Here is a 26,389-nt window from a genome sequence, read left to right as displayed (position 1 = left end):
CTCATTGTGTGGTATAGCCGCCATCAATATGTTGTAGGCTACCGGTTATAAAGCTTGCATCATCACTTGCTAAAAAGCTAACTAACGCGGCAACTTCATCAGCTTGTCCTAAGCGGTTTAGCGGTTGAAGGCTTGCTTCTTCTGCCACTATATCAGCCTTGTTAGCCCCACTTTTTTTACAATAAGCATCTATCGCGTTATGAAATAGAGGGGTTTCTATTGTCCCTGGGCATACCGCATTCGCGCGAATATTAAATTGGGCGTAATCAAGTGCTGTGGTTTTTGCCATAGAAGCAAGAGCATGTTTTGTCAGGTTGTAGGCAAACGAGTTAGGTTTACCAATTATTGCCTGATCTGAGGCTATTAAAATAATAGCGCCATTGTTTTGCGCTTTCATGCTTGGTAGTACACTTTGTACAGCCGCATAGGCCCCTTTAACGTTCAATGCAAATAACGCATCGAAAGTGTGCTCATCGGTATCCTCTATGCTAGCACTGAGGTGTTTACCAGCGTTAGAAACAAGTACATCTATGCGTGAGTTTTGTTTACAAATGGCCGTAATACAGGCTTTTACAGCACTAACATTACTCACATCGCATTGGTGAAAAACCCCCAGCTCGCTGTACTCAATATCCAGATTGTGCACCGTGTAGCCATTATCAATAAAGCGTTTTACAACCGCTAATCCAATGCCTTTTGTACCGCCTGTAACAATAGCAACCTTAGACATACTTGCTCCTAATTTAAGGTGTGATTAGTGAGAGTGACCGCAGCCGCCTTCAGCGTGAACATGGCCATGCGAAATCTCTTCACTGGTTGCTTCACGAACCGATACCACTTCTAAATCAAACGTTAGCGTTTTGCCTGCAAACGGGTGGTTTAAATCGCAATCTGCATTAAAGCGGCCTACTTTAACTAATGTTACCTGGTGTTGTCCTTGGTTTGAGTGCACCATCGCAGTCATACCTGGTTTCCACACTTTTACGTCACCTTGAAGGTGTTTAAGCGGAATACGCTGAATTAAATCGTCAACTCGCTCACCGTATGACTCGCTTGGCTCAAGTGTTACGCTAAACTTATCGCCTGCGGCTTTGCCTTCAAGGGCTTTTTCTAAGCCAGGAAGCATGCCTTCGCTGCCATGAATATAGCTAAGAGGCGCGTGGTTTACACTGCTTTCTAGTTGCTCGCCCGCTTCGCTTAATGTGTAATGAAATTCAACTGCTGAATTTTTGCTAATTTGCATGCTTGTCTCTTTAAGTTTTTGACTAAGTTAAAAGCCGATTTTACGCGAAATACCGAGCTTTATAAACTCAGCGTGGTTGAATAAGTGATTTTTGTAGATCTTGCAGTAAATCTTGTTTTTGCTGCGGCTGTTTGGGTTTTTCTGCCTGGGGAATAAATAGCGTTAATTGCGTGCCAGGCTTTAAAATGCTTGAGGCACTTAAGTTGTTCCATTTAGCTAAATCACTGTGCGGTACTTCGTAAAGCTGACTAATGCTCCACAAGCTATCGCCTTGTTTTACTTCATAGTCTATTTCAAGAGTAGGGATCACGACTTCTTGTGGCTCTAAATAAGGACTAATTTGATAATCTATAGTGAGCGATTTTGGGAGCGTTTTAGGCTGTCCAACCAGCAGTTTTTCACCTATGCCTATCATATTATTTTGTTTGCCATTGAGCTGCTTTAACGCGCTTACCGACATGCTGAAGCGTCTTGCAATGCTGTATAGCGTATCATTTTTTTTAACGATGTATTCGCCAGCAAAATTAGACTTAAAAAACTGACTTTTTAACAGTGCCTCTTGGCCGATAGGTAAAAGCAATGAGTGGGGGCCATTAGGTGAGCTTTGATTTTTTAAATAGCCCTGGTTAAGCGCGTGCAACTGTTTTGAGCCAACCCCAGAGAGCTTAGCGATGACCGAAAAATCAAACTGTTGGCCAACATTCATTTGCGTTGTTATTGGTTTATTAGCCAGTTTAGGACGCTTAAAGCCTTTTTGCGGGTGTTTAACTAAGTAGCTTAGCGCTAACAGTTTAGGTACGTAGTCGGCCGTTTCTTTTGGCAGCTTTAGAGAAAAGTAACCGGTACTTTTACCGCGTTTTTTATTTCGCTCAATGGCTCGTTTAACCCGCCCCTCACCACTATTATAAGCCGCTAGGGCGTGTAGCCAGTCGCCATCAAAGCGTTTGTGTAAATAGCTGAGGTATTCAAGTGCGGCATCGGTGGAGGCAAGTACATCTTGTCGGCCGTCATACCACTGATCGGATTTAATGCCAAAATGATGCGCTGTGGCGGCCACTAACTGCCAAACACCTACTGCTTGCTGCGATGAGGCAATGGTGGGTCTAAAATCACTTTCTACAAAGGGCAGTAAAGCCAGCTCCATAGGCAGGCGCTTTTGCTCAATTTTTTTTACGATATGATACAAATAAGGCGCGGCGCGTTTATTTACCGTGGGTAAATAGTTAGGCTGTTTTAAATACCAGTTAATACGCTTTTTTAAGGCGCGATTTTGATACACCGTAAAATGTAGGTTGTTGGCAATATGCACCCATAGGTTTTTAGCTTTGGCGGGGCGCTTTTTTACAATTGTTTTTTTTGCCTTTACCGGCGGCGCAGTATTGGCTTGCTGTAATTGTTTTGGCTGTACAGGCTCAAGCTCTATTTGGTTTTCGTAGCTTGGCTCAAAGTGAGTAAAAATTTGTGGTGCGTCTGTTTCGGGTTGTGTTTGTGTGCTGTTACAGCCATACAAAAAAATAATTACACAAATGACAAGCAATCCACGCATCTTCATCTCTTATCTACAATCCTTTATTTTACAACACTACTGCGCGTGCTCAATTAACTGGGCGCGCTTAAGCCCAGCCTGTAAAAATAACTGGCTCGACTTTGTATTTAACGCTTCTTGTTTATATGGTGCTAAAACATCCGCAGGGAAACTCTCAGTAAGTTGCTCAAGCGTTTGTTTTTTATTGTTTTTCACATGGGTTATTAAATTTGTTAAAAACAATAAAGGCTGCTTAAGTTGCGCTTTTTCAAGCGCCCCGCCGTGGCCGGGAAGTATTGTACGCAAATTAGGCTGATTAATATAGCGTTTGAGCAAGGCTTGCCAATTTTGTAACTGGCCGTGGCCTGGGTAGGGGAGCCAGTCAACAATATCGCCGCCTATTAGCAGCGTGCCGTTATTGGTACTAAGTGTTAAATCGCCATTTGTGTGGGCTTTTTCGGGTGTTATTTGTACCGAAAAGCTACCTAAATCAATACTTTGTTGCTCGCTGATTACGGTGCTAGGTGATTTTAAGTTATAGGTTTTCCAACGCAAAAAACGTTGTTTAGCTAAAGAGAGCTTTTCGCGCCACTGTGTTTGCTGTTGCTCGGGCAATGTGGCTAAGCGCTGATAGCTCAGCTCTATACTTTTTTCATAGCCTGCTAACTTATCATCGTAAGCTTGTTGGTATGCGGCAAAATTATCGGCTACCTGTTTATGTACTATTAGCTGCACTTTTGGGAAGGCATTTTGTAATACGGCCATGCCGAGTAAATGGTCATCATGAAAGTGGGTCGCAATTAAATAACAGAGCGGGGTTTTAAGGTGTTTTTTTAATTGTTTTGCCAGTGCTTCAACGGCTGCAAAGTTTCCGCTTGCATCAACCATGAGTGCGCATTGCTCGCCCTCTATGAGCACTTGGTTGGAATCGTAAAAACGTAGCTTATCTTGTTGTTTTAAAAATTGTACATTTTCGTTTATTTGCTGCCAAGTAACCGCTGCCTTACTAGAGTGAGAAAATAGGCTAAGGGTAATAAAAAGGGCGGGGATTACAGTTACTAAAAGGGGTTTTAATGTCATTGTGTGTCTCTGCGCAGCATTTATTTACCCTCATAATAAACAAAAAGCGCACGGGGCGCTTTTTATTTTTTTATTGGGTCACTCGCCAAGCATTGGCTGAGTTTATCAATGAGTTGATCTTGCTGCTGTTGCTCTACACTGGCATGCGTTTTAGCTTCTAGCAACTCATGGCTTAGTGTAAGTGCTGCTAAAAGTATCGCCTGTTGTTCGTTGCGAACTGATGAGCGTTGCTTTGTTTGCTCAACCAAGTCATTTAAATTTTGTGCTGCTGCTATTAATGCATCTTCTTGCCCAACCGGGCATGCAAACTGCTGCTCTTTACCTAGCAACTCAACTGTGACCCGCTGGTTTTGCAGCTCAGACATTAGCTTGCCTGTTGTGCGCTTTGTAGTTTATCAAGTAAGCCTGTTAACGTAGAGCTGGCATCTTTTTGCTTTTCTTCGTTTTCAAGGGCTTCTAGTTGTAAAATTTCGTTTTCGTCACTTAGTTTTGCATTTTGCTCTTTTAAGCTAGCAACATCTGTTTGTAATTGGTTGTTGCGCTCGATAAGCGAGTCAATCAGTTGTTCGAGTTGTTGAAGAGTTGTGTTGTTCATAAAGGCGCTCATATAACTGTAATTAATGTCATGCAAATGTAAAGCAAAGTGTGTTGTTTTGCCAGCATTTACGGTGGTTTTAGCACAATTTTATTGTTTATTAAGTGATAATTCAGGGTAGCGGCTTTTTTGTTCATAAATGGTTCACTTAACTGCTCGCAAAGCGGTGTATAGGTTGCCAAAATACAGAGCTTATGGTTCACTGCCGATATTAAATTGCGTATAGCGAAAATTAACAATGCTTAGTTACAGACACTCTTTTCATGCAGGTAACCCTGCCGATGTGCTTAAACATTTAGTACTTGCACAGGTACTTCAATATCAAACCATTAAAGATAAACCCCTCGATTATATTGATACCCACTCAGGTGCGGGATTTTTTGAGTTAAGTTCATCTGATGCCCAAAAAACACAAGAATACAAAGAGGGCATTGCTAAGCTTTGGCAACATAGCAGTAAACACGAAGCGCTAAACGATTATATTGCATTAATTAAATCGTTTAATGATGGGGATGAACTGGCGTTTTACCCCGGTTCGCCAAAAATTGCTGAGCATTACTTACGTCGTCAAGACAAAGGCTGGTTTTTTGAATTACACCCGCGCGATTTGCAGTTACTTGAGCAAAACATGCAAGGTAAGCGCTCTATTCGCGTACGTGGCGAAAACGGTTTTGCCGGATTAATAGGGCTACTTCCGCCAGCTTCACGCCGTGCATGTGTGCTTATTGACCCACCTTATGAGATTAAAGACGATTACGATACTGTAGTAAGCACACTAGTTAAGGCGCACCAGCGCTTTGCTACCGGCACATATATGATTTGGTATCCCGTTGTTGATAGAGAGCGAATCAATACAATGGAGCAAGGGCTGATTGAGTCGGGAATGCGTAATATTCAATTATTTGAGTTAGGCACGCAAGCGGATACTGACGTACACGGTATGACGGCATCAGGCATGATTGTTATTAACCCACCGTGGAAATTAAAACAAACTATGGACAGCATATTACCTGAGTTAGTTGAGCTTTTAAGTGAGCCTAGCGGGTTTTATAGAAGCGAGCAGTTAGTCGACGAATAACTGCCTGCCATTATGTAAAGTAAAAGCCCAGCTGGGCTTTTATTTAATTAAAATAAATCGCATTAAAGGTGGCAAGCGTGTTGCCACTGTTATCTTTTAATTCTAAAGACTCGCCTTCTATAGCCCACTTTTGCGTGTTATTGAGCATGTTTAACATAGCCGCTTCTTGCTCCATGCTTTGTGAGCACATTTTTTTTGTACTTGCCAATTGGCTAAACGAAATTGAATGTTGCTCTGTGCTATAGCTACCACTGACATTATTACACCCTAAAAAGCCGTTAACGCGGTTATCTTTATCAAATTGTATAAATGGCTCTTTTGTTCTTACACTGACTGTTTGCGCGTTAATTGTAACGGCTTTCCAGTATGTATTTGCAAGGGTAACATCGCTTTTAGGTGAGGCGACTTTTTCAAGCTCAATTTCGTGAAGAATCCCCGAGTTTGCATTTTTAAAAGGGTCGTACTGCATTGTGCTGGTATAAAGAACCTTGTCTTTATTAATGATTCTAGCGGTGAGGTTATAGCGATGTTTATCAACAATGTTGTTGTCATCATAAGCTAGCTCCACGGTATACGGCGGTGCTTTATTTATATCAATTACTTGTTGCGTAATTATTTCGGCTTTTACATCTGCTTTTGACACATCAGATAGCGTTACAATTAGTTGTGAGCCAGGGCGTGGCATACTGCGATCTTTATAGCTCACTTGCGTGGTTAAACCCATAACGCTTTTTTCTTGTACTGTGGATTGTGATTCGTCAGCTGGTTTCTCACAACCCGCTAATGTGAGTGCACTTAGGGCTAATAAACCTAAGCCAGTAAATGTACGTTTTTGAAACCTAAATTGCTGCTTTGCCATGCTTGCGCTCCTTATTCCTATATTGCTGGTAAGTGTAGGGGGGAGGAGCTTAATCATGGCTTAATTTTTTTAGGTACAAAAAAAGGCGCTAATGCGCCTTAATATAATGCTTTAACGCTATTTTTTTACAAACTTTGTTAAAATAACAATACGTTGGCCGTCTACTCGCCCTTCAATATGTTCAGGGTTATTTGTTAAGCCTATATTGCGTACTGCTGTGCCGCGTTTGGCGGTCAAGCTACTACCTTTAACGTCTAAGTCTTTAATTAAAGTAACCGTATCGCCAGCTTGTAGCACTACGCCGTTACTGTCTACGTGTTTTATATCGTCATCTTCAGCAAGGGCTTTTTTGGCCCAAGCAAGGGTGTCTTCTTCTAGGTAAATCATGTCGAGCGCATCTTGTGCCCAGCCATTATCAACAGCTAAGCGCGTTAGCATTCTGTAAGCCACTACTTGTACGGCAGGTGTTTGGCTCCACATGCTGTCGTTTAAACAGTGCCAATGTGTTGGGGTAAGCTCGCTGTTGTTTTCTATTTGATCTTTACAGGTTTGGCAGATGTAAATGCATTTGTCTGAATGGGTTTCGGTAACAGGAGGCACTTCGTAAACAGATAAATGTTCGGTTGCGCTGCATAATTCACACTGGTTATTACTGCGCTCGATTAAGGCTTTTTCAATACTCATAAGGCGTTCTTATATAGGAAGAGGTTTACATTTGGCCGTATTATACCCTAGCAAAGGTGGGCGGCGATACTAATCCCTTAAATTTTGTGCGGGTATTGGGTTAATGTATTTATCTTCTATGCGTTTTATGTAACCACTGCTATGTAAGTGGGCAAGGGCTTGGTTAATTTTAGGCAGTAACGCTTTGTGCTTAGCAAGTAAACGCACTCTTAAATAACCATGCGAATGCTGGGCGCCAAACTCAGTATTAATATTTAATTGTTTAGACCAATATGCTGCGGTATGAATACCCATAATAGCAACGTCAATACGCGCTTTAGATAATGCAATCATTAGCTCTTTTTCAGAGGGAAAATCGACGCGGTTAAATTTTGCATCATCATGGTAGTAGTAGCCAAGTACTGTACCAACCTCTTTAGAGTATAAACTTTGCTTAGTTTGATACTGCGCGACGTTATCAGGCAGCGCGACAATCATTTCGGTTGCGGGGATCAGCGGCTCTGAAAAAATATAGTAAGGATTATCTCGCTCGCTTTGCGCTAACCATTTTAAAGAAATTACATCAAAATCAATAAAGCCGTTTTCTAAATATTTGGTAATTCGCTTAGTGGGAAGCTCAACGTGATTGGCGGTAATATTTGCTTGCGCCATTAAAGCGGTGATTATTTCTGGCAAAATGCCGGGTTTTTCTGGGTTGCCGGTGTAAAAAGGGTAGTGACTACCTGACGCACTGACATTGTAATTTAGTTCTGGCTGGTTTTGCTGGGCATGAGCAAACGTAGCAAGATGCAAAATAAATAAGGGTAAAAACAACTTTAAAAAAAACAAATACGTAACCTTTGCTAAACTTTTAACCTTGAGCGTTATGTAATTTAACTCCGCTTGTAATGATTCTAGAATCTTCATAGCGGTTGAATTACAGTGTATAACCTAATTGTAATAAACAACGTCAAATTAGATAGGCTTTTATTAAGTGAATCCCACAAATATTCTACAGAACGGGCAAAAGATAACACAGTTTGTTGCAAGGCAACCTATTTTTGATGCGCAGCAGAATGTGTTTGCTTATGAGCTGCTTTATCGTGATTCAGCCCATAATGCATTTCCTGTGGGAACATCTGATGAGCAAGCAACCAGCCGTTTGTTTTTTAATACGCTGATGATGCTAGGGCCAGACAAACTTACAGCGCATCATTTAGCGTTTATTAACCTTTCTTCAGCCACTATTTTAGAAAACTTTCCTAAATTGTTAGTGCCACAAAATTGTGTGTTAGAAATCGTTGAGCGTACGAACAAAATAGCTGAGGTAACTCAGCGCGTGAAAGCGCTCAAGCAAGAGGGATACAAGTTTGCCCTAGATGATTACGATGGCGACGATAAATGGGCGCCATTACTTGCGCATGTAGATTACATTAAAATTGAAATGGACGATGTAATAATTAAAACCAATATGCGCATAAAAAAAATTAAACGTGCTAATCCGCATGCAAAAATTATTGTTGAGCGTATAGAAACTCATGCGCAATTTCACTCGTTAAAACAAGCCGGTTGCGATTTATTTCAGGGTTATTTTTTTGCCCGCCCAGAGATGATCACTTACAAAGATGTGGAGCCGGGTAAGGTGATTGTGTTTGATTTACTGCGCTTTACGGCAAAAGAATCTTTATGCTTTGATGAAATACAAAAACAAGTAGCCAGAGATGTGGCAATTACAGCGCGAGTATTGAAATTAGCGAATGCCCGCTCGGGCAGTACTAAATTAACCATTACCTCTATTTCGCAAGCGGTTGTGTATTTAGGAGAGGACAGCATAAGGCAACTGGTACGCGTGCTGGCGCTGAGCGAATTAGGCGCCGATAAACCCTCGGAACTCACAAAACTTGCCTTAACCAGAGCGCAGTTTATTGCGCTATTGCTAGGGCAAAACCACGCAGAACTGGTTGGTCAGGGCTACTTGGTTGGGTTGTTTTCTGTGATGGATGCAATTTTAGATACAGACCTTGAAGCGATTGTTAAAGAGTTTTCGCTAGATGAAAGTATTGCTCAGGCATTATTAAACAATGAGGGCATTTTAGGGCAAAGCCTTGCGCTTATTAGGGCGTTTGAACTAGATGAAATGGATAAAATAGCGGTGTTAATGCCGGCAATAAACAGTGATTTGCATATAGGTCATATTTTTAATTATGTTCTTGATGCACTGTTGTATAGTGACGAAATTATTGAGGCTATTGCAGAATAAATATGCGTAATTGGTTATCTATTTTAAGTATTGTGGTTGCATTAGGGCTGTTATTTCCTGGTGTTACCAAACCTGTATTATCGATTGAGGGCAACATTGATAAATCGCAACTCGCCAAAGCAGGTATAGAAATGCTGGCTGAGGAAGGCGATGGCCGTACTCGCAGTATGTTAATGATGCTCTCTAGTATGTTGGGACTTGATAAATTAGAGGGTGAAATAAACGCGTATAGCAAAACACAAAGCATTTGGGGAACCGTAAACGAGCTAGCTAATAATAATAATTTATTTGTAGCGGCGTTAGTTGGGTTGTTCTCTATTGTGATCCCAAACTTAAAATTACTGCTGCAATTACTGTATTGCTGCTTGTCGGCCAGCGCATTTAAAAATAAGTTAGGTGTGGTTATTTGCGCACTGAGCAAGTGGAGCATGGTGGATGTGTTTGTTATTGCGTTAATAGTGACTTATTTGGCAGGCAATGCACATGGCCAAAGTAGCGATTTACTAATTATGCATAGCACTTTTGGTGAGGGATTTTGGTATTTTAGTGCTTATTGTATTTTTGCTATTTTAGCGAGTAGCTTAATTAAACCGCCTAAAAAAGAAAATTAATTATTTGAGTTAGCTCAATAACTCAAATATTATTACTGGGTAATTTACTTAATAGGTTTTGTTTTGCAGCGTTTTTACTCAAATTTACTCGTTGTTGTGATGCTACTCACGTTTGTGGGGCAAGCCGTTGCGTCTGTAAATCAGCAGTGCGAAATGCCACATATGAGCCTATCAGCAGTGCGAAATGCCACATATGAGCCTATCAGCAAAGCATGCCACACATGTAATGAGCGAGAGTAAATTGCATACAGATATGATGGAAATGGATTGCTGCAGTGATGAAGCAGATGTTCAAAATGATTGTCATTGCCCAATAAATGGCTGTGGAAGCAGCTCTATTTTAACGTCCCCGGCCTTATTTACTGCTTTTTCGTTATCGAGTGAAAAAGTTACCCAGCTTAATAGCGGTATTTCCTCCCCCCCTAGTAATACTTTATATCGCCCTCCTATGTTTGCTTAAACGCAGGATAGGTGTGATACCAATCGACTTGATTATTTAGTATTTAGCGTGCCAAATAAAGCGTTAACAGCGTTATAAACCTCTCGTGTAGAGCAACTACATGTCGATATTTATGCTTTGTTATTACTCTATTTAACTGTCGCTATACATAACGACTAATTTAACACCATTGGTATAAGTGAAATTTAGCTATATTCGCTTAAAGCGCCTGTTCTGCTTGTTAATTTAAGATTTTATTTTTAATTTTAGATGGAGCAGGCAATGACCCGCACTGTAATTTTTAAAGCTGTATTACTGAGCGCCACCTTATTTGGTGCTGTATTTAATAGTGATGCCATAGCAAAAGCATCAACCCTTAATTTAACGGATGCCATAAACCTAGCGCTCAATAACGAGCCATGGCTGAGCGCCAGTGAACAAAAGCAAGCCGCCGCCACAGCGCAAAGTATTGCTGCAGGTACTCTACCAGACCCCGTATTAAGCATAGGTTTGCAAAGCGTACCCGTAGATGGCTTTGCGTTTGATCAAGAAAACATGACGCAGTTAAAACTGGGTATAAGCCAAAGCTTTAGCCGTGGTAATAGCCTAGCACTTAGCCAACAAGCAATAAAAGAAGAGGCACTTGAGCAGCCGTGGCTTAGGGCGCAGCGAAAGGCGCAAGTAAAAGCGAGGGTAATGGAGCTGTGGTTAAATGCCTACAGAGCACAGCAAAGTATTGCGTTAATTGAACAAGATAAAGCATTGTTTAGCCAGTTAATTGAAGTTACCGAAGCCAGTTACTCCAGTAGTTTAGGTAAAACCCGTCAGCAAGATATTATTCGCTCACAATTGGAGCTCACACGCCTTGAAGATAAACTGATTGTATTAGCGCAGCAGCTAGATGCCGCTAAACAAGGGTTAGCCCAGTGGTTACCACAGAGCATATTACGCCAACCATTAAGCCTAACTTTTACAGCGCCAGCCCCGCTTACCCAATTTAATAGCTTAGACTTTGATGAGCTCATTAAGTTACTTATGGCGCATCCCTCTATGGTGGCTATAGATCAACGTATAGCCGCTAAACGCACACAAGTGAGCCTTGCTAAACAAAGTTATAAGCCACAACTTGGCGTAAATATGGGTTATGGCTACCGCGCTGATAACCAAGCTGGTGAATCGCGTGCTGATTTGCTTTCGGTGGGGGTGAGTATTGATTTACCTTTATTTACCGACAACAGGCAAGATCAGCAAGTTAATGCGGCTATTGCTAATGCAGAGGCCATTAAAACCGACAAACGCGTGGCGCTACAAAGCTTAAAAGGACAGTACTTTAAAGAGGTTAGTCAACTTGAGCGAATTGAGCAGCGCAATACGCTTTATCAAAACACGTTAATACCGCAAATGTCGCAACAAGCTCAGGCTACTTTAAACGCGTATACCCGTGACGATGGCGACTTCTCTGATGTTATGCGCGCGCGTATTAGTGAGCTAAACGCCAAAATAGATGCCCTTAATATTCAAATAGACAAACACATAATTATTGCTCGCTTAAATTATTACGCAGCCAGTTTAGACTCGCTAGTAATGGCTGAGTTACAAGGATAAAACAATGAAAACTAACTTAAAATACCTTGTAGCGCTGCTTATTGGTGCCACGTTAATGTTTATTGCTAATCGCTGGTTGATTGATGACACTGAGCACTTAGCCACAACCGCTGATAATAAAAAAACGAAGCCGCTGTATTGGGTTGCTCCCATGGACAGTAATTATAGGCGCGATGAACCAGGACTATCACCAATGGGGATGGAGCTGGTGCCTGTATATGCAAACGCTGAAAACGACAGCCCAGGTACTATAAAAATATCCCCTGAAGTGGTTAATAACTTAGGCGTTAAAACCAGTAAAGTGCAACTGAAAACTCTACAAAGTGATATTCAAACAATCGGTTATGTGCAATATAATCAAGATCAGTTAACCCATATTCACCCCCGCGTAGAAGGGTGGATAGAAACCCTATTTGTAAAAGCGCAAGGGGAGCCCGTTAGTGCCGGTGAGCCTCTTTACACGCTTTACTCTCCTCAGCTTGTGAACGCACAAGAAGAATTTTTACTCGCAGTAAATAGAAAAAACAGCGTATTGATTCGTGCTGCTAAAGCGCGTTTAGAGTCGCTAAATGTGTCTGATGGCTTTATTGAGCGCTTAGAAAAAAATAAAAAAGTGATGCAAAACATTACATTTTACGCGCGCCAAAGTGGAGTGCTTGATGAGCTTAATATCCGAGAAGGTTTTTATGTTAAGCCAGGCACCTCAATGATGAGCATCGCTAAATTAGATCAAGTATGGGTAGAGGCAGAAGTATTTGAGCGCCAAGCAGCTTTAGTGAGCAAAGGGCTCCCCGTTACAATGACCCTTGATTACATTGAAGGTAAGCAGTGGGAGGGCGTAGTAGATTACATTTACCCAGCGCTGAATGCTCAAAATCGCACTTTACGTGTAAGGCTGCGTTTTGAAAATACCGCAGGGCTACTTAAGCCTAATATGTTTGCCCAAGTAAGTATTCACACACACAGTGACTCACCGCAATTAGTTATACCTAAGCAAGCGCTTATTCGTACAGGTGCACAAAACCGAGTAGTACTTGCCCTAGGCGATGGGCGTTTTAAATCGGTGGCGGTAAAAGTAGGGCAAATTAGCCAACATGAGGTGGCTATTTTATCGGGCATTACCAAAGAACACCGTGTTGTGACTGCTGCGCAGTTTTTAATAGACTCTGAATCGAGTAAAGACTCGGACTTTAAGCGTATGAGCGCACCAGAAATACCCGCCAAGAGCGACATGCCTAACATGGAAATGGACAAGGCTGAAGCGGTTCAAACAGCCACAGTAATGGGAACCATAAATAATATAAACGCAGCGCAGCGGGTTATTAATATTAGTAGAGAGGCTATCGCTAAATGGAACAGAGGTCCTGCTACTATGGACTTTATACTTGCTAAAGAGCTTGACATTAGTGCGCTTTCACCTGATCAGCAGGTTCATTTTACATTTAGCATTATTGAGGGTGAATTTGTAATAAGCAAAATTGCTGAGCACCCTACTGACAAAGGTGCAGCTCATCATTCAATGCATGGGGAGTCATTATGATAGCTGCTGTTATTCGCTGGTCGGTTGTTAATCGTTTTCTCGTCTTGTTACTGAGTATTATTGTATTTGGCGCGGGTATTTACAGTGTAAAACAGACACCCGTTGATGCGCTTCCGGATTTATCGGACGTACAGGTAATTGTTAAAACCAGCTACCCAGGCCAAGCACCCCAAGTAGTGCAAGACCAAGTTACCTTCCCGCTCACCACAGCAATGCTGTCTGTGCCTGGCGCTAAAACGGTGCGCGGTTTTTCGTTTTTTGGCGACTCGTATGTGTATATTATTTTTGATGAAAATACCGATATTTACTGGGCCCGAAGCCGCGTACAAGAGTATTTAAGTCAGGTAGAAAGCCGCTTGCCAGCAAGTGCAAAGGCACAACTTGGGCCCGATGCCACAGGAGTGGGGTGGGTTTATTTATATGCGTTAGTCGATAAAACAAATCAGCTCAATATTAGCCAACTTCGTAGCTTGCAAGATTGGTTTTTAAAATTTGAACTGCAAAGCGTTGAAGGTGTATCTGAGGTAGCCGCTGTAGGTGGCATGATAAAGCAGTACCAAGTGGTTGTAGACCCCGTTAAGTTACGTGCTTATGGCCTTCCTCTTAGTTTGATACAAACTGCAATTAGCCAAGGTAATCAAGAAACTGGCGCCTCAGTAATCGAAATGGCTGAAGCCGAATACATGGTAACCAGCACAGGTTATATTAAAAGTGTTGCCGACTTAGAAGCCATTCCATTAGGAATTAACGCCCAAGGAAGTGCATTACAATTACGAGATGTAGCGGATGTGCGCTTAGGTCCTCAAATGCGACGAGGCATTGCAGAGCTAAATGGCGAAGGCGAGGTTGCGGGTGGCATTGTGGTGATGCGTTATGGCGAAAACGCCCAAGAAACGATTTCTCGGGTAAAAGCAAAACTTGAGTCTTTAAAACAAGGGTTACCCGAAGGGGTTGAAATAATTCCGGTTTACGACCGCTCCACGTTAATAAAAAGCGCGGTTGATAACCTGAGCAGTAAATTGTTTGAAGAGCTCATTATTGTAGCCTTAGTGTGCGTGGTATTTTTATTTCATGTGCGCTCATCGCTGGTGGCGATTATTACCTTGCCTATGGGTATATTAATGGCTTTTATTGTGATGTATTGGCAAGGCGTAAACGCTAATATCATGTCGTTAGGCGGGATTGCTATTGCTATTGGCGCTATGACAGATGGTGCTATCGTAATGATAGAAAACATGCATAAACACATGGAAAAAACGCCACTGACTAAGCAAAACCGCTGGCAAATAGTGACTAAATCGGCCACCGAGGTAGGCCCTGCGTTATTTTTTAGTTTGCTCATTATTACTGTAAGTTTTATGCCTGTATTTATTTTAGAGGCGCAAGAAGGGCGCATGTTTGCCCCGCTTGCTTATACAAAAACGTATGCAATGGCAGCCTCTGCCGGCTTAGCTATAACCTTAGTGCCGGTGCTAATGGGCTACTTTATTCGGGGTAAGGTCATTTCAGAGCATAAAAACCCAGTTAATAGAGCCTTGGTTGCAGGGTATAAACCGCTGTTAGCCGTCGTACTTAAATATCCAAAAAGTACGTTATTTATTGCATTTATAGTGACGGTTATAGGCTTTTATCCGGTAAACAAAATAGGCAGTGAGTTTATTCCTTTGCTAGATGAAGGCGACTTAATGTATATGCCTACAACTTACCCTGGGCTCTCTATTGGTGAAGCGCGAAAAATTTTACAGCAAACAGACAAGCTCATAGCCTCTGTGCCTGAAGTAAAAACTGTATTTGGTAAAATAGGGCGCGCCGATACCGCTACCGACCCAGCACCACTGACAATGATTGAAACCTTTATTCAATTTAAGCCAAAATCACAGTGGCGAGAGGGCATGACGAAGCAGAAAATTAAAGCAGAGCTGGAAAGCTTAGTTACATTACCGGGCCTTACAAATGCGTGGGTTATGCCAATAAAAACGCGAATTGATATGCTTGCCACCGGTATTAAAACGCCTGTAGGTATTAAAATTGCGGGCCCAAGCTTGTTAGAAATTCAAAACATTGGGCAGCAAATTGAGCAATTGTTAAAAGATGTGCCCGGCACAGCCTCAGTGTATTCAGAGCGTGTAGCCACAGGGCGTTATATTAAAGTGGATATAAACCGCGAAAAAGCAGCACGGTATAATCTAAATATAGCCGACATACAACAGGTTGTAGCTACTGCAATTGGCGGCTCAAACGTGACTGAAACAATTGAAGGGCAACAGCGTTACCCGGTAAATTTACGCTACCCGCAGAGCTTTCGTGCTTCGCCTGAAGATTTAAAATTATTACCTATTATTACACCATCAGGCCAACATGTTGCACTTGGCGATGTTGCTAATGTATTTATTGAAGATGGCCCTACCGGCATTAAAAGCGAAAACGCGCGTTTAAATGGGTGGAGCTTAATTGATATTAAAGGCAGTGATATTGGCAGCTATGTAGCACAAGCTCAGCAAGTACTTGGCGATAACCTACAATTACCCGCTGGTTATTCAATTACTTGGGCAGGGCAGTACGAATACATGCAACGCGCAAAAGCAAAGCTTACTTATGTGATCCCGCTTACACTCGCGATTATTGTAATACTGCTATACCTTAATTTTAAATGCCTAAGCGAAGTACTTATTATTATTGCCACCCTTCCTTTGGCTATGGTGGGCGGCATTTGGCTAATGTACTTTGAAGCGTTTAACTTTTCGGTGGCAGTGGGTGTAGGGTTTATTGCATTGGCCGGTGTTGCCGTAGAAATAGGCGTCATAATGCTTGTATATTTAAACCAAGCTTATACAGAGCAGCGCCAGCAGTGCGAGCAAACTGGAACTGCATTTAACTTACAAGCGCTACAACACGCTATTATGCAAGGTGCAGGGCTAAGAGTGCGCCCCGTAATGATGACGGTGGCTACCATTATTGCTGGCTTATTACCCGTTTTATACGGCACCGGCACCGGTAGCGAAGTGATGAGCAGAATAGCTGCGCCGATGGTAGGCGGGATGCTAAGCGCAATTATACTTACGTTATTGGTTATACCTGCGGTGTATTTACTGTGGAAAAAGCAGCATATTAGTCAATAGGTGTTGTTCTTTGTGAGTTAAAACATTGCTGAATGTAGGGGCGGTTAAATCGCGGTGTACGGTTTGTACCCTCGTGAGCTTGATAGCTGCCCCTATTTCAGCACGCTCTAATAGCACACTGTGGGCAATACCCGTTTTATTGCCCTATAAAAATTACCCGTATTTTGTAACTTGTACCAAATAACCCGCCTAGCTGTTGTTTTTTTATTTTTAATGCATTGTTTTTAATTGAGTTTATGTTGGCACGGTTTACGCAACCTATACCTTATACAGTCAACTTAGTAAGGAATGCACATGCAAGTTAAAACAATTAAAGAAGTGTACGATTGGACCGTTTTATTTCACACACAAATGGCGGCAAATTTTTACAGCGTTAAGGAGTTACTTGATGAACGTAACGCGATGCTAGTGGACTATTATTTAGATTATGAAAAAAAGTTAGCTGAAGACTTAGTTGGCTTTAAAGCAATTACAGAGATCAACACCTTAGATACTTACAGCTACGAATACTTTGCAGACAACCCCGAGTTAATTACGTTTAACGATATTAGCAAAGACCAAGAATTTGATGAAAAGGTGATTCAAAACTACCTCTCTGAGCAGCACAAAAAAGTAATCGAACTTTACGAGTACTTATTAGAGCGCGCTGAGACAGAAAACGGTAAAGAAAAGCTCGAGCAAATTTTAGAGCTTGAAAAGCAAGGCGTTAAGCAAATGATGCAAAGCTCAAACCGCCATATGGATATGTAAACCTGATAAAATAACTCGGCTTTTATGTTTATAGGTAAAGCTTCAAACGCCCTTGGGTTTACCCGAGGGCGCTTTATTATGTGTGCTTTACATGGGGCGTAAGTAAAGCAGCAAGCTCACTTTAAAAAGCGCGCGCCGCAGTTACTTTACGTTAGAACAAACAATGTCACAGGCTTTTAATAGCCTTATAAAATTAAACGCACTCAAACTGAATCCCTGCTTTTTTAAGATAGAGCTGCTCTTGCTCTAGGTCTGCTTGTAGCAATGTATGCTCTTGCAAATAGCTGTTACTAAACTTAATAAATAACCCTAAGTTGCTTGCGCTTATTTCCATATCCGGCTTTAAGCTCACTTGGCGCTTTTGATTAAATAAAATGGCCAAGCGTAAAATAACAATCAGTTTAAGCACGTGCTTTTGAGAAATAGTTAAAAACTCAGGCAGCTCAGTCAGTTTAATTTTTTTACGATAAAAGCGTATAAGTGAGCTTAAAATAAGTTGCTCTTGCTGCGTAAAACCGGGTAATTGACTATTCGCCACTATATAAGCGCTGTGTTTGTTAATCCCCGATGAGTTAATTGATAAACCAATTTCGTGTAATTTTGCTGCCCACGTTAACAAAGCAATATCGTCGTTATTATCTAAATGCCATACATTTTTTAACTGTTTATAGAGCCAAATAGCCGTATCAGCAACACGCGCTGCATGCGCTTTATCAGCGGTGTAGCGCTCACTTAAATTATTAATGGTGTTTGAGCGAATATCTTTATCGGCCAGCTTTTGCTGCATTTCGTGCAGCAACCCTTCGCGCAACGAAAAATCGCTATAGGTCAGCTCTTTAATGGCAAACTCTGTAAATATCGCAATTAAAATTGCTAAACCACCACATATGCTTTGTTGGCGCTCGGGTGTAAGCCCTGCAATAGCTAAGTTATCAATATGTTTAGCACTAATAAATTGCTGTTTTAACGCGAGTAAATCGTCGTAAGTGATGTTAGGTTGTTGCGGATTTGTGGCGCTTATCATCGCTAAAATTGACTTTATAGTGCCCGAGGTGCCAATTACCGATTGCCAATTTTCGCTTACATAATTAGAAAAAATGGCTTCAAGCTCTTGCTCGGCTCTTATTTGCGCTTTGTTAAAGCGTTTGGCCGTTATTTTTCCATCGTTAAAAAACTGCTTTGTAAAGCTAACACAGCCCATATTACGGCTAGATAAAAGCTTATGCTTAAAATGTTTACCTATTATAAGCTCGGTACTGCCACCGCCAATATCGATCACTAAACGGTTTTCTTCATTATGAACATAATGCGCAACGCCTTGATAAATAAGGCGTGCTTCTTCTTGACCTGCGATTACATCAATATGAAAAGGAAACACTGCGCTAGCTTGGGCTAAAAAGGCGTTAATATTTTTAGCACGCCTAAAAGTGTAAGTGGCAGCTACCTTTACATTACTTGCGGGGAAATCATGTAAGGTTTTTGCAAATTGCTTTAGTACCACGAGGGCGCGGTCTATTGCAGCTTGGCTTAAGCGAAATTTATCATCTAGCCCATCGGCTAAATAAACGCGTTGTTTTTCTTTGTGCAAAATTTGCAAAGTGCCGTTTACTTCTCGGGCAACCACTAAATGAAAGCTGTTGGAGCCTAAATCAACTGCGGCTATTGAAGGGTGATCATTCATTATAATAAGTGTGTTCCCATTTTTTTAGATAATCGTAAATTGCTATCTGCGAGCGAATTTTTTTACGGTTACCCCTTCTTACATAAGCGTTTTTTTGCTCGCTATCAATAATGCGTGCTTTGGTGCGGTCTTTAAATTGTAGCTCTAATATATCAACTATAAGGCGTTTTAACTTAACATCCAAAATAGGAACGCCTACTTCAACACGATGATCTAGGTTACGTGTCATCCAATCAGCTGAAGATATAAATACTTTTTCATCGCCATTGTTACCAAATACCATTACGCGAGGATGCTCTAAAAAGCGATCAACAATACTAATTACCTTAATATTATCGCTAAGTTTAGGCACGCCAGGGATGAGCGAGCACATGCCACGTACAATAATTCTAATTTTAACGCCGATTTGACCAGCTAGGTAAAGCCTGTCTACCAGCTCTTTATCGACGAGGTTATTTATTTTTACCGTTATTTTGCCTGGTTTGTTGTTTTTAACATGGTCAATTTCGTTATTGATTAAATTAAGCAGCGTTTCACGGGCATTAATTGGCGAAAGCATTAAGTAGTCAAATTTGAACGGTTTATAACTGCTTTCTATAAATCTAAATACGCTGTCGCTTTCTTCACAAATACCAGTGTGGCGAGTAAATAGGCTAAAGTCAGTGTAAATTTTGGCTGTTTTTTCATGGAAATTACCTGTGCCAATATGAGCATATTTTACTATTTGGCCTTTTTCTTTACGGTGCACCACACATAATTTGCTGTGCACTTTTAGTGCGGGTATACCAAAAATTACTTTAATACCTGCACTGCTTAGCACCTTTGCCCATTCAATATTATTCTGCTCGTCAAAACGTGCTTTTAGCTCAACCATAACGGTCACTAATTTACCGTTTTGTGCGGCATTAATTAACGATGAAATCAGCCTAGATTTGCTCGCTACACGATAAATATTAACCTTTATTTGCGTAACCTTAGGGTCGAAGGCCGCTTGGCGCACATATTCAAGCACATGATTAAAAGTATGATAGGGGTAATACAGTAAAATATCTTGCTCGCTAATAGCGTCAAATACACTGGCATGTTTATTAAACGCACTACTTTGCAATGCTGGGAGGGGTTTGTTTTCTAAATATTGGCGCCCTACATTAGGAAACGATATAAAGTCTCTAAAATTACGATAACGCCCTCCGGGGATTAGCGCATCATGATGCGTGACACCGAGGCGCTTTTTCATCACTTTTAGCATGTTTTCAGGCATGGCTTGATCGTAAACCAACCTTACTGGCTCAGCATAAATACGTTGTTTTAACCCTTTGGACATTTTATCAAGTAAGCCAGCCTCTAGCTCGTCGTCTAGGTTGTACTCTGCATCGCGAGTTAATTTTATTGCATAACCGGCAATGCTTTTATAAGAAAAAAAGCTACTAAATACATCGTTTAAAAAGTAAGTGATGACATCATCAAGCATTACAATAGTTTTATGACGGCGGGTTTTTTCTGGAGGCAGGTTTATAAAGCGATCAACCCTGTCGGTGGGTACCTCAAGCATTGCGTAATAACTTTTTTCATCACTCATTTCTACAAACAAGTAGGTCATGGTGTCGTTTATATAGGTAGAGAAGTCTTTGTTCTCGTTTAGCAAAATAGGAGAGGTATGTTGCAGAACGTGATCATGAAAGTAATTTTTTAACCAGTTTAAATGAAACTCACTGAGCTCATCAGGGCGACTAACATGAATGTTATGATGGTTTAAGTCTGTTAATACCTGCTGATGTATGTGGTTAAATTTTTTACCTAACTGGAGTACTTTTTTTTGTATCTCACTAAGCAGTATTTCGTCTTCTTCAAAATTAGCATCGGGGAGTTTATTTAATAAAATTCGGCGCTTTACATCAGCAACACGTACTCTAAAAAATTCATCTAAATTATTAGAGAAAATGCCCAAAAAACGCATGCGCTCAATAATCGGGTTATTTTTATCTTTAGCCTCTTGTAGTACACGCTCGTTGAATGACAGCCAGCTTAATTCTTTTGCAAAATATTCAGTTGTTTGAGGGGGCTCTATATGGGCATTCATATCTATTCCGTTATCAGGATATGTTTCAAATTTAATTTGGGGCTGTGCGTGCGCTTATGAGGTTTACAATGTAAAAAGCGATAAAAGTAGTAATAATCAGCCCTTTTTATTCAAACATACGCCAGTTAGATGACATAAAAATGACTACCATGTCATTTTTATGTCAACGGCGTTTGGGCTATGCCTCTTCAATATCTACAATTAAATCACTGGTAATCGATTCAAGTGCATCAATAACTTCTTCTTTATTCATACCACTGGGTAAGGTGACTGTAGCTACGGCACTAAAAATAGGCACTCCCCAATTTGGCGCACTTTGTTGCCTTGAGTTTAAGTGAGTAATGCTAGCGCCTTTGTGGCGTATTACACTTGCCAGCTCCTGCACAATGCCCGGGCGGTCATTGCCAGTAATGACAAAATTTATTTGCTCTTTGCTACTTGGCTCTACTTCTGTGTTGCCAGTTTCAATCCGTACGTCGAGTTTAGGTAAGGCATTTAATGCGTTTTGCAATGCTTCAAAGTGCTCTTGCGCTACTTCTACCTGAATAATACCTGCAAAGTGGCCTAGTAAGTGGCTTAAATTACTGCTCAGCCAGTTACCCTTATTTTGCAAGATAACCGATGAAATACTTTCTACTAATCCGGGCCGGTCTTGCCCTAAAATGGTGATCACCAACTGCTTCATAAATAGCTCTCTCTAAGCCTGAAAATGTAAATGCGTAGGCATTAAGTGTTTATAACGTTTCTATCATTGTAGTGGGTAATAAAAACCCATAAAAAACTAATTGTTTATTATTACTTATTTGTGTCTTTATCGTTGAATTTTTTAACTTTAGCGCTGCGGTCTGGTTTCGTTATACATAGATTTAGTATTGTCTGCGTTAAATTGTTTGTCCAATAAAAGCACAAATTAGTTCCCATAAGAAGATAAACTCACACTGAATTTATTAACAATTTTATAGCACTTTTGATAATAAGTGTCATTTATGAACCATAACATTTATTTTTTTCATGCTTTGAGCGCTATGCACTTTATTTAACCATAAAAGTGTTAACAACTAATGCGCCATAAAAGCATAAATTTAGTCATCTCCAGCAGGGCAGTAAAACGCGTTATTAAATAGCTAAATAGGCAATAATTTAGGGCATTTATATTAAATATTTCCCCTTTTTTGTATCGATTTATGTTGTGGCATATCAGTGAGTAACAATTAAGCAAGGGCTGTTATTAGAAAAAAGGACTGATTTTAAAGCGTTTAGGCGGGTATTTATTACATCTGTAACATTACTGTCATCTTGATGAAATATAATTTGCGCAACGACAGAATTAAAGGGTGTTTTGATGACTTCCAATCCGAATAAGCCGACTTTAAATACGGATCGAAGCCGTCTATTTAAAGACCGGTTTGCAAAGTGGGGTATTTCCGCAGGCGGAGTAATGGTATTAATAGCATTGTTATTAATATTCTTTTACCTTCTTTATGTAGTACAACCAATTTTTGAATCAGCAAAAGTAGAAAAACGTAACAGTTTTAACGTTGCTAATGCTGAACAAATTGTGGGCTTAGGTGTTGAGGAGCAAACTGAGGTTGCTTTTTTACTCTCTCAGCAAGGAAAGGTAGATTTTTATAGTGTGCAAGATGGCAGCTTTGGTAAAAAGCTTAAAACATTAAGCGCCGAGCTACCTAGTGATGCATCAAGCTTTGCAAACAGTGCGCCGTTTCAGGGGCATTATGCGTTTGGTTTAGAAAATGGCTCAGTGGTGCTGGTAGCACCTAAGTTTTTAGTTACTTTTCCTAACAACGAAAGAAAGCTAACGCCACGTTTAGATTACCCACTTGGCAAAATGGCATTAGAAGTTGACGAGCAAGGTGCTGCCATTAAGCGTTTTGCATTTAGTCATTACGAAGATAAAACAGCCGTGGTTGCTTTAACCGAAGACAAACGCGTTTTATTTAGCAGCTTTGTTGCTGAAGAAAACATGTTTACCGGTGAAGTAGAATGGGTAGTTGAGCGCACTGAGCTTAATATTGAAGGCCGTGTTGATGAGCTTTTAATTTCGCCAGACACCACCCGCACATTTGTACGTTCTGCAAATCAAATTTATGTGTACGACACACGCTACCCAAGCGAAGTAGAGCAAATTCAGCTGCTTTCGGCTAACGAAGAAAGTGCTAACTTAGTGTCTGCGCAGCTACTTGCTGGTGCTAACTCACTCATGCTTGCAAACGATAACGGTGAAGTATCGCAGTGGTTTGAAGTCAATACAGACAGCGGCCGTGAGTATCAAAAAATTCGCTCGTTTGAAACAACTAAACAAAGCAAGCTGAACATTTTTACCGAGTTTTATCGTCGAACTTTCTTCACTACAAGCAGTAACGGTGAGTTAGGTGTGTATTACACCACTAGTGAGGCAAAACTTTGGCAAGGTAAAGTAAGTGATGGCGAGATTAAAAACTTTACTATAGCTCCGCGCTCAAATGCCGCCCTTATTTTAGCCGATAACCAACTAACCGTATTAGAAATTCATAATGAGCACCCAGAGGTTACCTGGTCTGCACTTTGGCAAGAAGTGTGGTACGAAGGTTACCCTGAGCCTGGTTATATTTGGCAATCTACATCGGCAAGTGATGACTTTGAGTCTAAATTTTCTTTGGTTCCTATTTCGTTTGGTACGTTAAAAGCAGCGCTTTACGCTATGCTATTTGCAGTACCCATTGCGCTTTCAGCCGCTATTTACACCGCTTACTTTATGTCGAGCGAGCTGCGTAAAGTGGTAAAGCCAACGGTAGAAATTATGGAAGCCCTCCCGACTGTAATATTAGGCTTTTTAGCAGGCCTGTGGTTAGCGCCACTTATAGAAGAGCACCTACCTGCTATTGTCGGCTTACTGATTTTATTACCGTTAGGTGTGCTAGCAACAGCACTAGGTTGGACTAAGTTACCAGCGAGTATTCGCCATAAAATCCCTGAAGGGTCGCACTCTATTTTACTTATTCCGGTTGTATTATTTATAGGCTGGGTATCGTTTGCAATGAGCGAAACCGTAGAGCTTTGGATGTTTGACGGAAATGTACGTCAGTACCTAACTAACGAGCTGGGTATGACGTTTGACCAACGTAACTCTTTAGTGGTGGGGATTGCGATGGGCTTTGCCGTTATTCCTACTATATTCTCGATTGCAGAAGATGCCGTATTTAGTGTTCCTAAACATTTATCAAATGGCTCACTAGCACTTGGTGCTACGCAGTGGCAAACGCTAGTACGTGTTGTACTACTTACAGCAAGCCCAGGTATTTTCTCTGCTGTAATGATGGGACTTGGCCGTGCAGTAGGCGAAACCATGATTGTATTAATGGCAACAGGTAATACGCCAATTATGGATTGGAGTATTTTCCAAGGTATGCGTACGCTTGCAGCAAACATTGCGGTAGAAATGCCTGAATCAGAAGTAGGCAGCTCGCACTATAGAATATTATTCTTAGCAGCATTTGTACTATTCATATTCACCTTTATTTTCAACACAGTGGCTGAGTTTGTTCGTCAGCAACTGCGTGAAAAATACAGCTCAATGTAAGTGGAGAGACACGACATGGTAAAGCAGTGGTTTAAGTCTGGTTCTCCTTGGATTTGGATGACAGGTGGTGCGGTAAGCATCAGCTTAATTTCAGTTCTCGGTTTATTAGCAATGATAGCTTGGAAGGGATTAAGCTTTTTCTGGCCATCAGAGGTAGTTCAATTTGAGCTAGAAGGGTCTATTTCAAAACAAACCATAATTGGTGAAGTTTACGACCGAGAACTTGTGCCTACAGCGCGTTTAGCTGCAACAGGTATTGATGTATCAGATTTTAATAAAGACGAAGTTGAGCGTTTACTTATAAAAACAGGTAACCGCGAATATGTAGATTTAGATTTTCGTTGGATATTAGAAACCGATATTACTGAGCAAAGTACACCGGCTACGCTTGCTGTATTTGAGCGCAGTAAAAACGGTAACTTTTATGGCTACATAGAAGGTGTAATTAAAGATGGAAAGCCGGTTACTAGCGATAAAATCGAAACCTTACATGAGCTAGTAGAGCGTGCGGTTGATTTAAACGACGAAGCGCTTGATTTACAAAATGGCGACATTGGTCATATCAACTACGAATTAGAGCGTCTTCGCTTACAAGAAAAAGCGTACCTACTTGATGATGAACTAACCGATGAGCGTGTTGCTGAGCTTGCTCAAGCCCGTGCCGAGTTACGTAACGAATACGCAGTACTTGAAAAAGAGTTATTTGCACTGCGTAAAAAAGCCAAACGTGACCAAGTTTTAGTTAAGGACATGCGTGGTGAAGTAGTCACCATTCCACTGTATCAAGTGCTTGATGTTTGGTTGCCTAACGACATGGGCTTTTTCTCAAAATTAGGTCATTACTTTGTGCAACTGGGTAAGTTTGTATCAGACGACCCACGTGAAGCAAACACCGAAGGCGGCGTATTCCCTGCTATATTTGGTACAGTATTTATGGTTATGCTGATGGCCGTTATTGTGACCCCATTTGGTGTTGTTGCTGCAATTTACTTACATGAATACGCAGCTAAAAATGCAGTAACTAAGATGATTCGTATTGCGGTAATTAACCTTGCCGGTGTACCGTCTATTGTTTACGGTGTATTTGGCTTAGGCTTTTTTGTTTACATGTTAGGTGGTAGCCTTGACCAACTGTTTTACCCAGAAGCTGCGCCTACGCCAGTATTTGGCACGCCGGGTGTTATGTGGTCTGCGCTTACATTAGCTATTCTTACATTACCGGTTGTTATTGTATCAACCGAGGAAGGTTTATCGCGTATTCCTAGTACAGTGCGTGATGGTTCATTAGCGCTTGGTGCAACCAAAGTTGAAACCTTATGGCGTATTATTATTCCTATGGCAAGCCCAGCAATTATGACAGGTTTAATACTTGCTGTTGCTCGAGCGGCCGGTGAAGTTGCGCCGTTAATGCTCGTAGGTGTGGTAAAAATGGCCCCTACGTTACCACTTGATGGCAACTTCCCTTATTTTCACTTAGATAGAAAGTTCATGCACTTAGGCTTTCATATTTATGATGTGGGCTTTCAAAGCCCGAATGTTGAAGCGGCACGCCCGCTGGTATACGCAACGGCCTTCTTATTAGTGTCGGTGATTATTACCCTCAACATAACAGCGATAGGCATACGTAACCATTTACGTGAAAAATTCAGATCGCTTGAACACTAATTAGTAAAGAATTATAGGT

Annotated in this window: 22 protein-coding genes; 10 read left to right on the top strand and 12 right to left on the bottom strand. The window is 41.1% G+C overall.

Translation table 11 applies throughout. From position 1 onward, the window contains the following. Window position 1: 1 nt before the first annotated feature. The 6 genes from PSI06_RS06875 to zapB all read right to left on the bottom strand — a co-directional run bounded on the left by PSI06_RS06875 (window position 2) and on the right by zapB (window position 4,443). Window positions 2-730 carry an SDR family NAD(P)-dependent oxidoreductase gene (locus PSI06_RS06875; RefSeq protein ID WP_273603284.1) on the bottom strand — a complete coding sequence of 243 codons (729 nt, stop codon included), beginning with the start codon at window positions 728-730 and terminating at the stop codon, window positions 2-4. 24 nt (window positions 731-754) lie between these two features. Continuing rightward, entirely contained in the window at window positions 755-1,243 is a 489-nt protein-coding gene (locus PSI06_RS06870; RefSeq protein WP_024031457.1) for an FKBP-type peptidyl-prolyl cis-trans isomerase, read from the bottom strand. Window positions 1,244-1,310: 67 nt separating this feature from the next. Then, window positions 1,311-2,789 carry a LysM peptidoglycan-binding domain-containing protein gene (locus PSI06_RS06865; RefSeq protein ID WP_273603285.1) on the bottom strand — a complete coding sequence of 493 codons (1,479 nt, stop codon included), beginning with the start codon at window positions 2,787-2,789 and terminating at the stop codon, window positions 1,311-1,313. 36 nt (window positions 2,790-2,825) lie between these two features. Then, the gene (locus PSI06_RS06860) at window positions 2,826-3,848 is read right to left on the bottom strand and encodes an MBL fold metallo-hydrolase (protein ID WP_273603286.1); all 1,023 of its coding nucleotides are present in this window, start codon (window positions 3,846-3,848) and stop codon (window positions 2,826-2,828) included. 62 nt (window positions 3,849-3,910) lie between these two features. Next, complete coding sequence (locus tag PSI06_RS06855; protein WP_004587640.1) at window positions 3,911-4,213, bottom strand: cell division protein ZapA; 303 nt, start codon at window positions 4,211-4,213, stop codon at window positions 3,911-3,913. Then, window positions 4,213-4,443, bottom strand: coding sequence for a cell division protein ZapB (zapB, locus tag PSI06_RS06850; protein ID WP_024031454.1), 231 nt, complete (start codon window positions 4,441-4,443; stop codon window positions 4,213-4,215). The genes PSI06_RS06855 and zapB overlap by 1 nt, the downstream gene beginning before the upstream one ends. A 238-nt stretch (window positions 4,444-4,681) precedes the next feature. Between zapB and PSI06_RS06845 the strand changes: the two genes are divergently transcribed. Continuing rightward, complete coding sequence (locus tag PSI06_RS06845; protein WP_055252599.1) at window positions 4,682-5,521, top strand: 23S rRNA (adenine(2030)-N(6))-methyltransferase RlmJ; 840 nt, start codon at window positions 4,682-4,684, stop codon at window positions 5,519-5,521. A 43-nt stretch (window positions 5,522-5,564) separates the two neighbouring features. Here PSI06_RS06845 and PSI06_RS06840 read toward each other — a convergent pair whose 3' ends face one another. The 3 genes from PSI06_RS06840 to PSI06_RS06830 form a co-directional block, all read right to left on the bottom strand. Then, entirely contained in the window at window positions 5,565-6,380 is an 816-nt protein-coding gene (locus PSI06_RS06840; protein ID WP_273603287.1) for an META domain-containing protein, read from the bottom strand. 117 nt (window positions 6,381-6,497) lie between these two features. Continuing rightward, the gene (locus PSI06_RS06835; RefSeq protein ID WP_273603288.1) at window positions 6,498-7,064 is read right to left on the bottom strand and encodes a PhnA domain-containing protein; all 567 of its coding nucleotides are present in this window, start codon (window positions 7,062-7,064) and stop codon (window positions 6,498-6,500) included. Between the two features lie 69 nt (window positions 7,065-7,133). Beyond that, window positions 7,134-7,892 (bottom strand): substrate-binding periplasmic protein, encoded by a 759-nt coding sequence (locus PSI06_RS06830; protein WP_273603289.1) that lies wholly within the window; start codon window positions 7,890-7,892, stop codon window positions 7,134-7,136. Window positions 7,893-8,037: 145 nt separating this feature from the next. Between PSI06_RS06830 and PSI06_RS06825 the strand changes: the two genes are divergently transcribed. From PSI06_RS06825 to PSI06_RS06795, 7 genes are all read left to right on the top strand, one after another. Then, entirely contained in the window at window positions 8,038-9,303 is a 1,266-nt protein-coding gene (locus PSI06_RS06825) for an EAL and HDOD domain-containing protein (RefSeq protein WP_273603290.1), read from the top strand. Window positions 9,304-9,305: 2 nt separating this feature from the next. Then, on the top strand, window positions 9,306-9,914 hold the full coding sequence (locus tag PSI06_RS06820) for a paraquat-inducible protein A (RefSeq protein WP_273603291.1): 609 nt from the start codon (window positions 9,306-9,308) through the stop codon (window positions 9,912-9,914). A gap of 184 nt (window positions 9,915-10,098) precedes the next feature. Next, window positions 10,099-10,374 carry a hypothetical protein gene (locus PSI06_RS06815; protein ID WP_273603292.1) on the top strand — a complete coding sequence of 92 codons (276 nt, stop codon included), beginning with the start codon at window positions 10,099-10,101 and terminating at the stop codon, window positions 10,372-10,374. A gap of 261 nt (window positions 10,375-10,635) precedes the next feature. After that, window positions 10,636-11,958, top strand: coding sequence for a TolC family protein (locus PSI06_RS06810; protein WP_273603293.1), 1,323 nt, complete (start codon window positions 10,636-10,638; stop codon window positions 11,956-11,958). A gap of 4 nt (window positions 11,959-11,962) precedes the next feature. Continuing rightward, a complete protein-coding gene (locus PSI06_RS06805) occupies window positions 11,963-13,498 on the top strand; it encodes an efflux RND transporter periplasmic adaptor subunit (protein ID WP_273603294.1) in 1,536 nt (511 codons plus the stop codon). Beyond that, complete coding sequence (locus PSI06_RS06800; RefSeq protein WP_273603295.1) at window positions 13,495-16,617, top strand: efflux RND transporter permease subunit; 3,123 nt, start codon at window positions 13,495-13,497, stop codon at window positions 16,615-16,617. The genes PSI06_RS06805 and PSI06_RS06800 overlap by 4 nt, the downstream gene beginning before the upstream one ends. 294 nt (window positions 16,618-16,911) lie before the next feature. Next, window positions 16,912-17,367: a hypothetical protein gene (locus PSI06_RS06795; protein WP_004587628.1), complete on the top strand. Its 456-nt coding sequence runs from the start codon at window positions 16,912-16,914 to the stop codon at window positions 17,365-17,367. A 193-nt stretch (window positions 17,368-17,560) separates the two neighbouring features. On the opposite strand, the gene ppx is transcribed toward PSI06_RS06795, so the two are convergent. From ppx to PSI06_RS06780, 3 genes are all read right to left on the bottom strand, one after another. Further along, window positions 17,561-19,048: an exopolyphosphatase gene (gene ppx / locus PSI06_RS06790; RefSeq protein ID WP_273603296.1), complete on the bottom strand. Its 1,488-nt coding sequence runs from the start codon at window positions 19,046-19,048 to the stop codon at window positions 17,561-17,563. Beyond that, on the bottom strand, window positions 19,041-21,128 hold the full coding sequence (ppk1, locus tag PSI06_RS06785) for a polyphosphate kinase 1 (protein ID WP_004587626.1): 2,088 nt from the start codon (window positions 21,126-21,128) through the stop codon (window positions 19,041-19,043). The genes ppx and ppk1 overlap by 8 nt, the downstream gene beginning before the upstream one ends. A gap of 178 nt (window positions 21,129-21,306) precedes the next feature. Continuing rightward, window positions 21,307-21,813, bottom strand: a complete 507-nt coding sequence (locus PSI06_RS06780; RefSeq protein ID WP_024031441.1) for a glycine cleavage system protein R — start codon at window positions 21,811-21,813, stop codon at window positions 21,307-21,309. Between the two features lie 657 nt (window positions 21,814-22,470). On the opposite strand from PSI06_RS06780, the gene PSI06_RS06775 reads away from it, so the two are divergent. Both PSI06_RS06775 and pstA read left to right on the top strand, forming a co-directional pair. Next, window positions 22,471-24,705, top strand: a complete 2,235-nt coding sequence (locus PSI06_RS06775) for an ABC transporter permease subunit (protein ID WP_273603298.1) — start codon at window positions 22,471-22,473, stop codon at window positions 24,703-24,705. 15 nt (window positions 24,706-24,720) lie between these two features. Further along, window positions 24,721-26,370 carry a phosphate ABC transporter permease PstA gene (gene pstA / locus PSI06_RS06770; RefSeq protein ID WP_138579517.1) on the top strand — a complete coding sequence of 550 codons (1,650 nt, stop codon included), beginning with the start codon at window positions 24,721-24,723 and terminating at the stop codon, window positions 26,368-26,370. Window positions 26,371-26,389: the final 19 nt, after the last annotated feature.

The organism is Pseudoalteromonas sp. GABNS16E (genome assembly GCF_028598715.1).
Taxonomy (GTDB): Bacteria; Pseudomonadota; Gammaproteobacteria; order Enterobacterales; family Alteromonadaceae; genus Pseudoalteromonas; species Pseudoalteromonas atlantica.
Note: the sequence above shows the minus strand (reverse complement) of the source record. Positions and strands in the feature narration are given on the sequence as shown.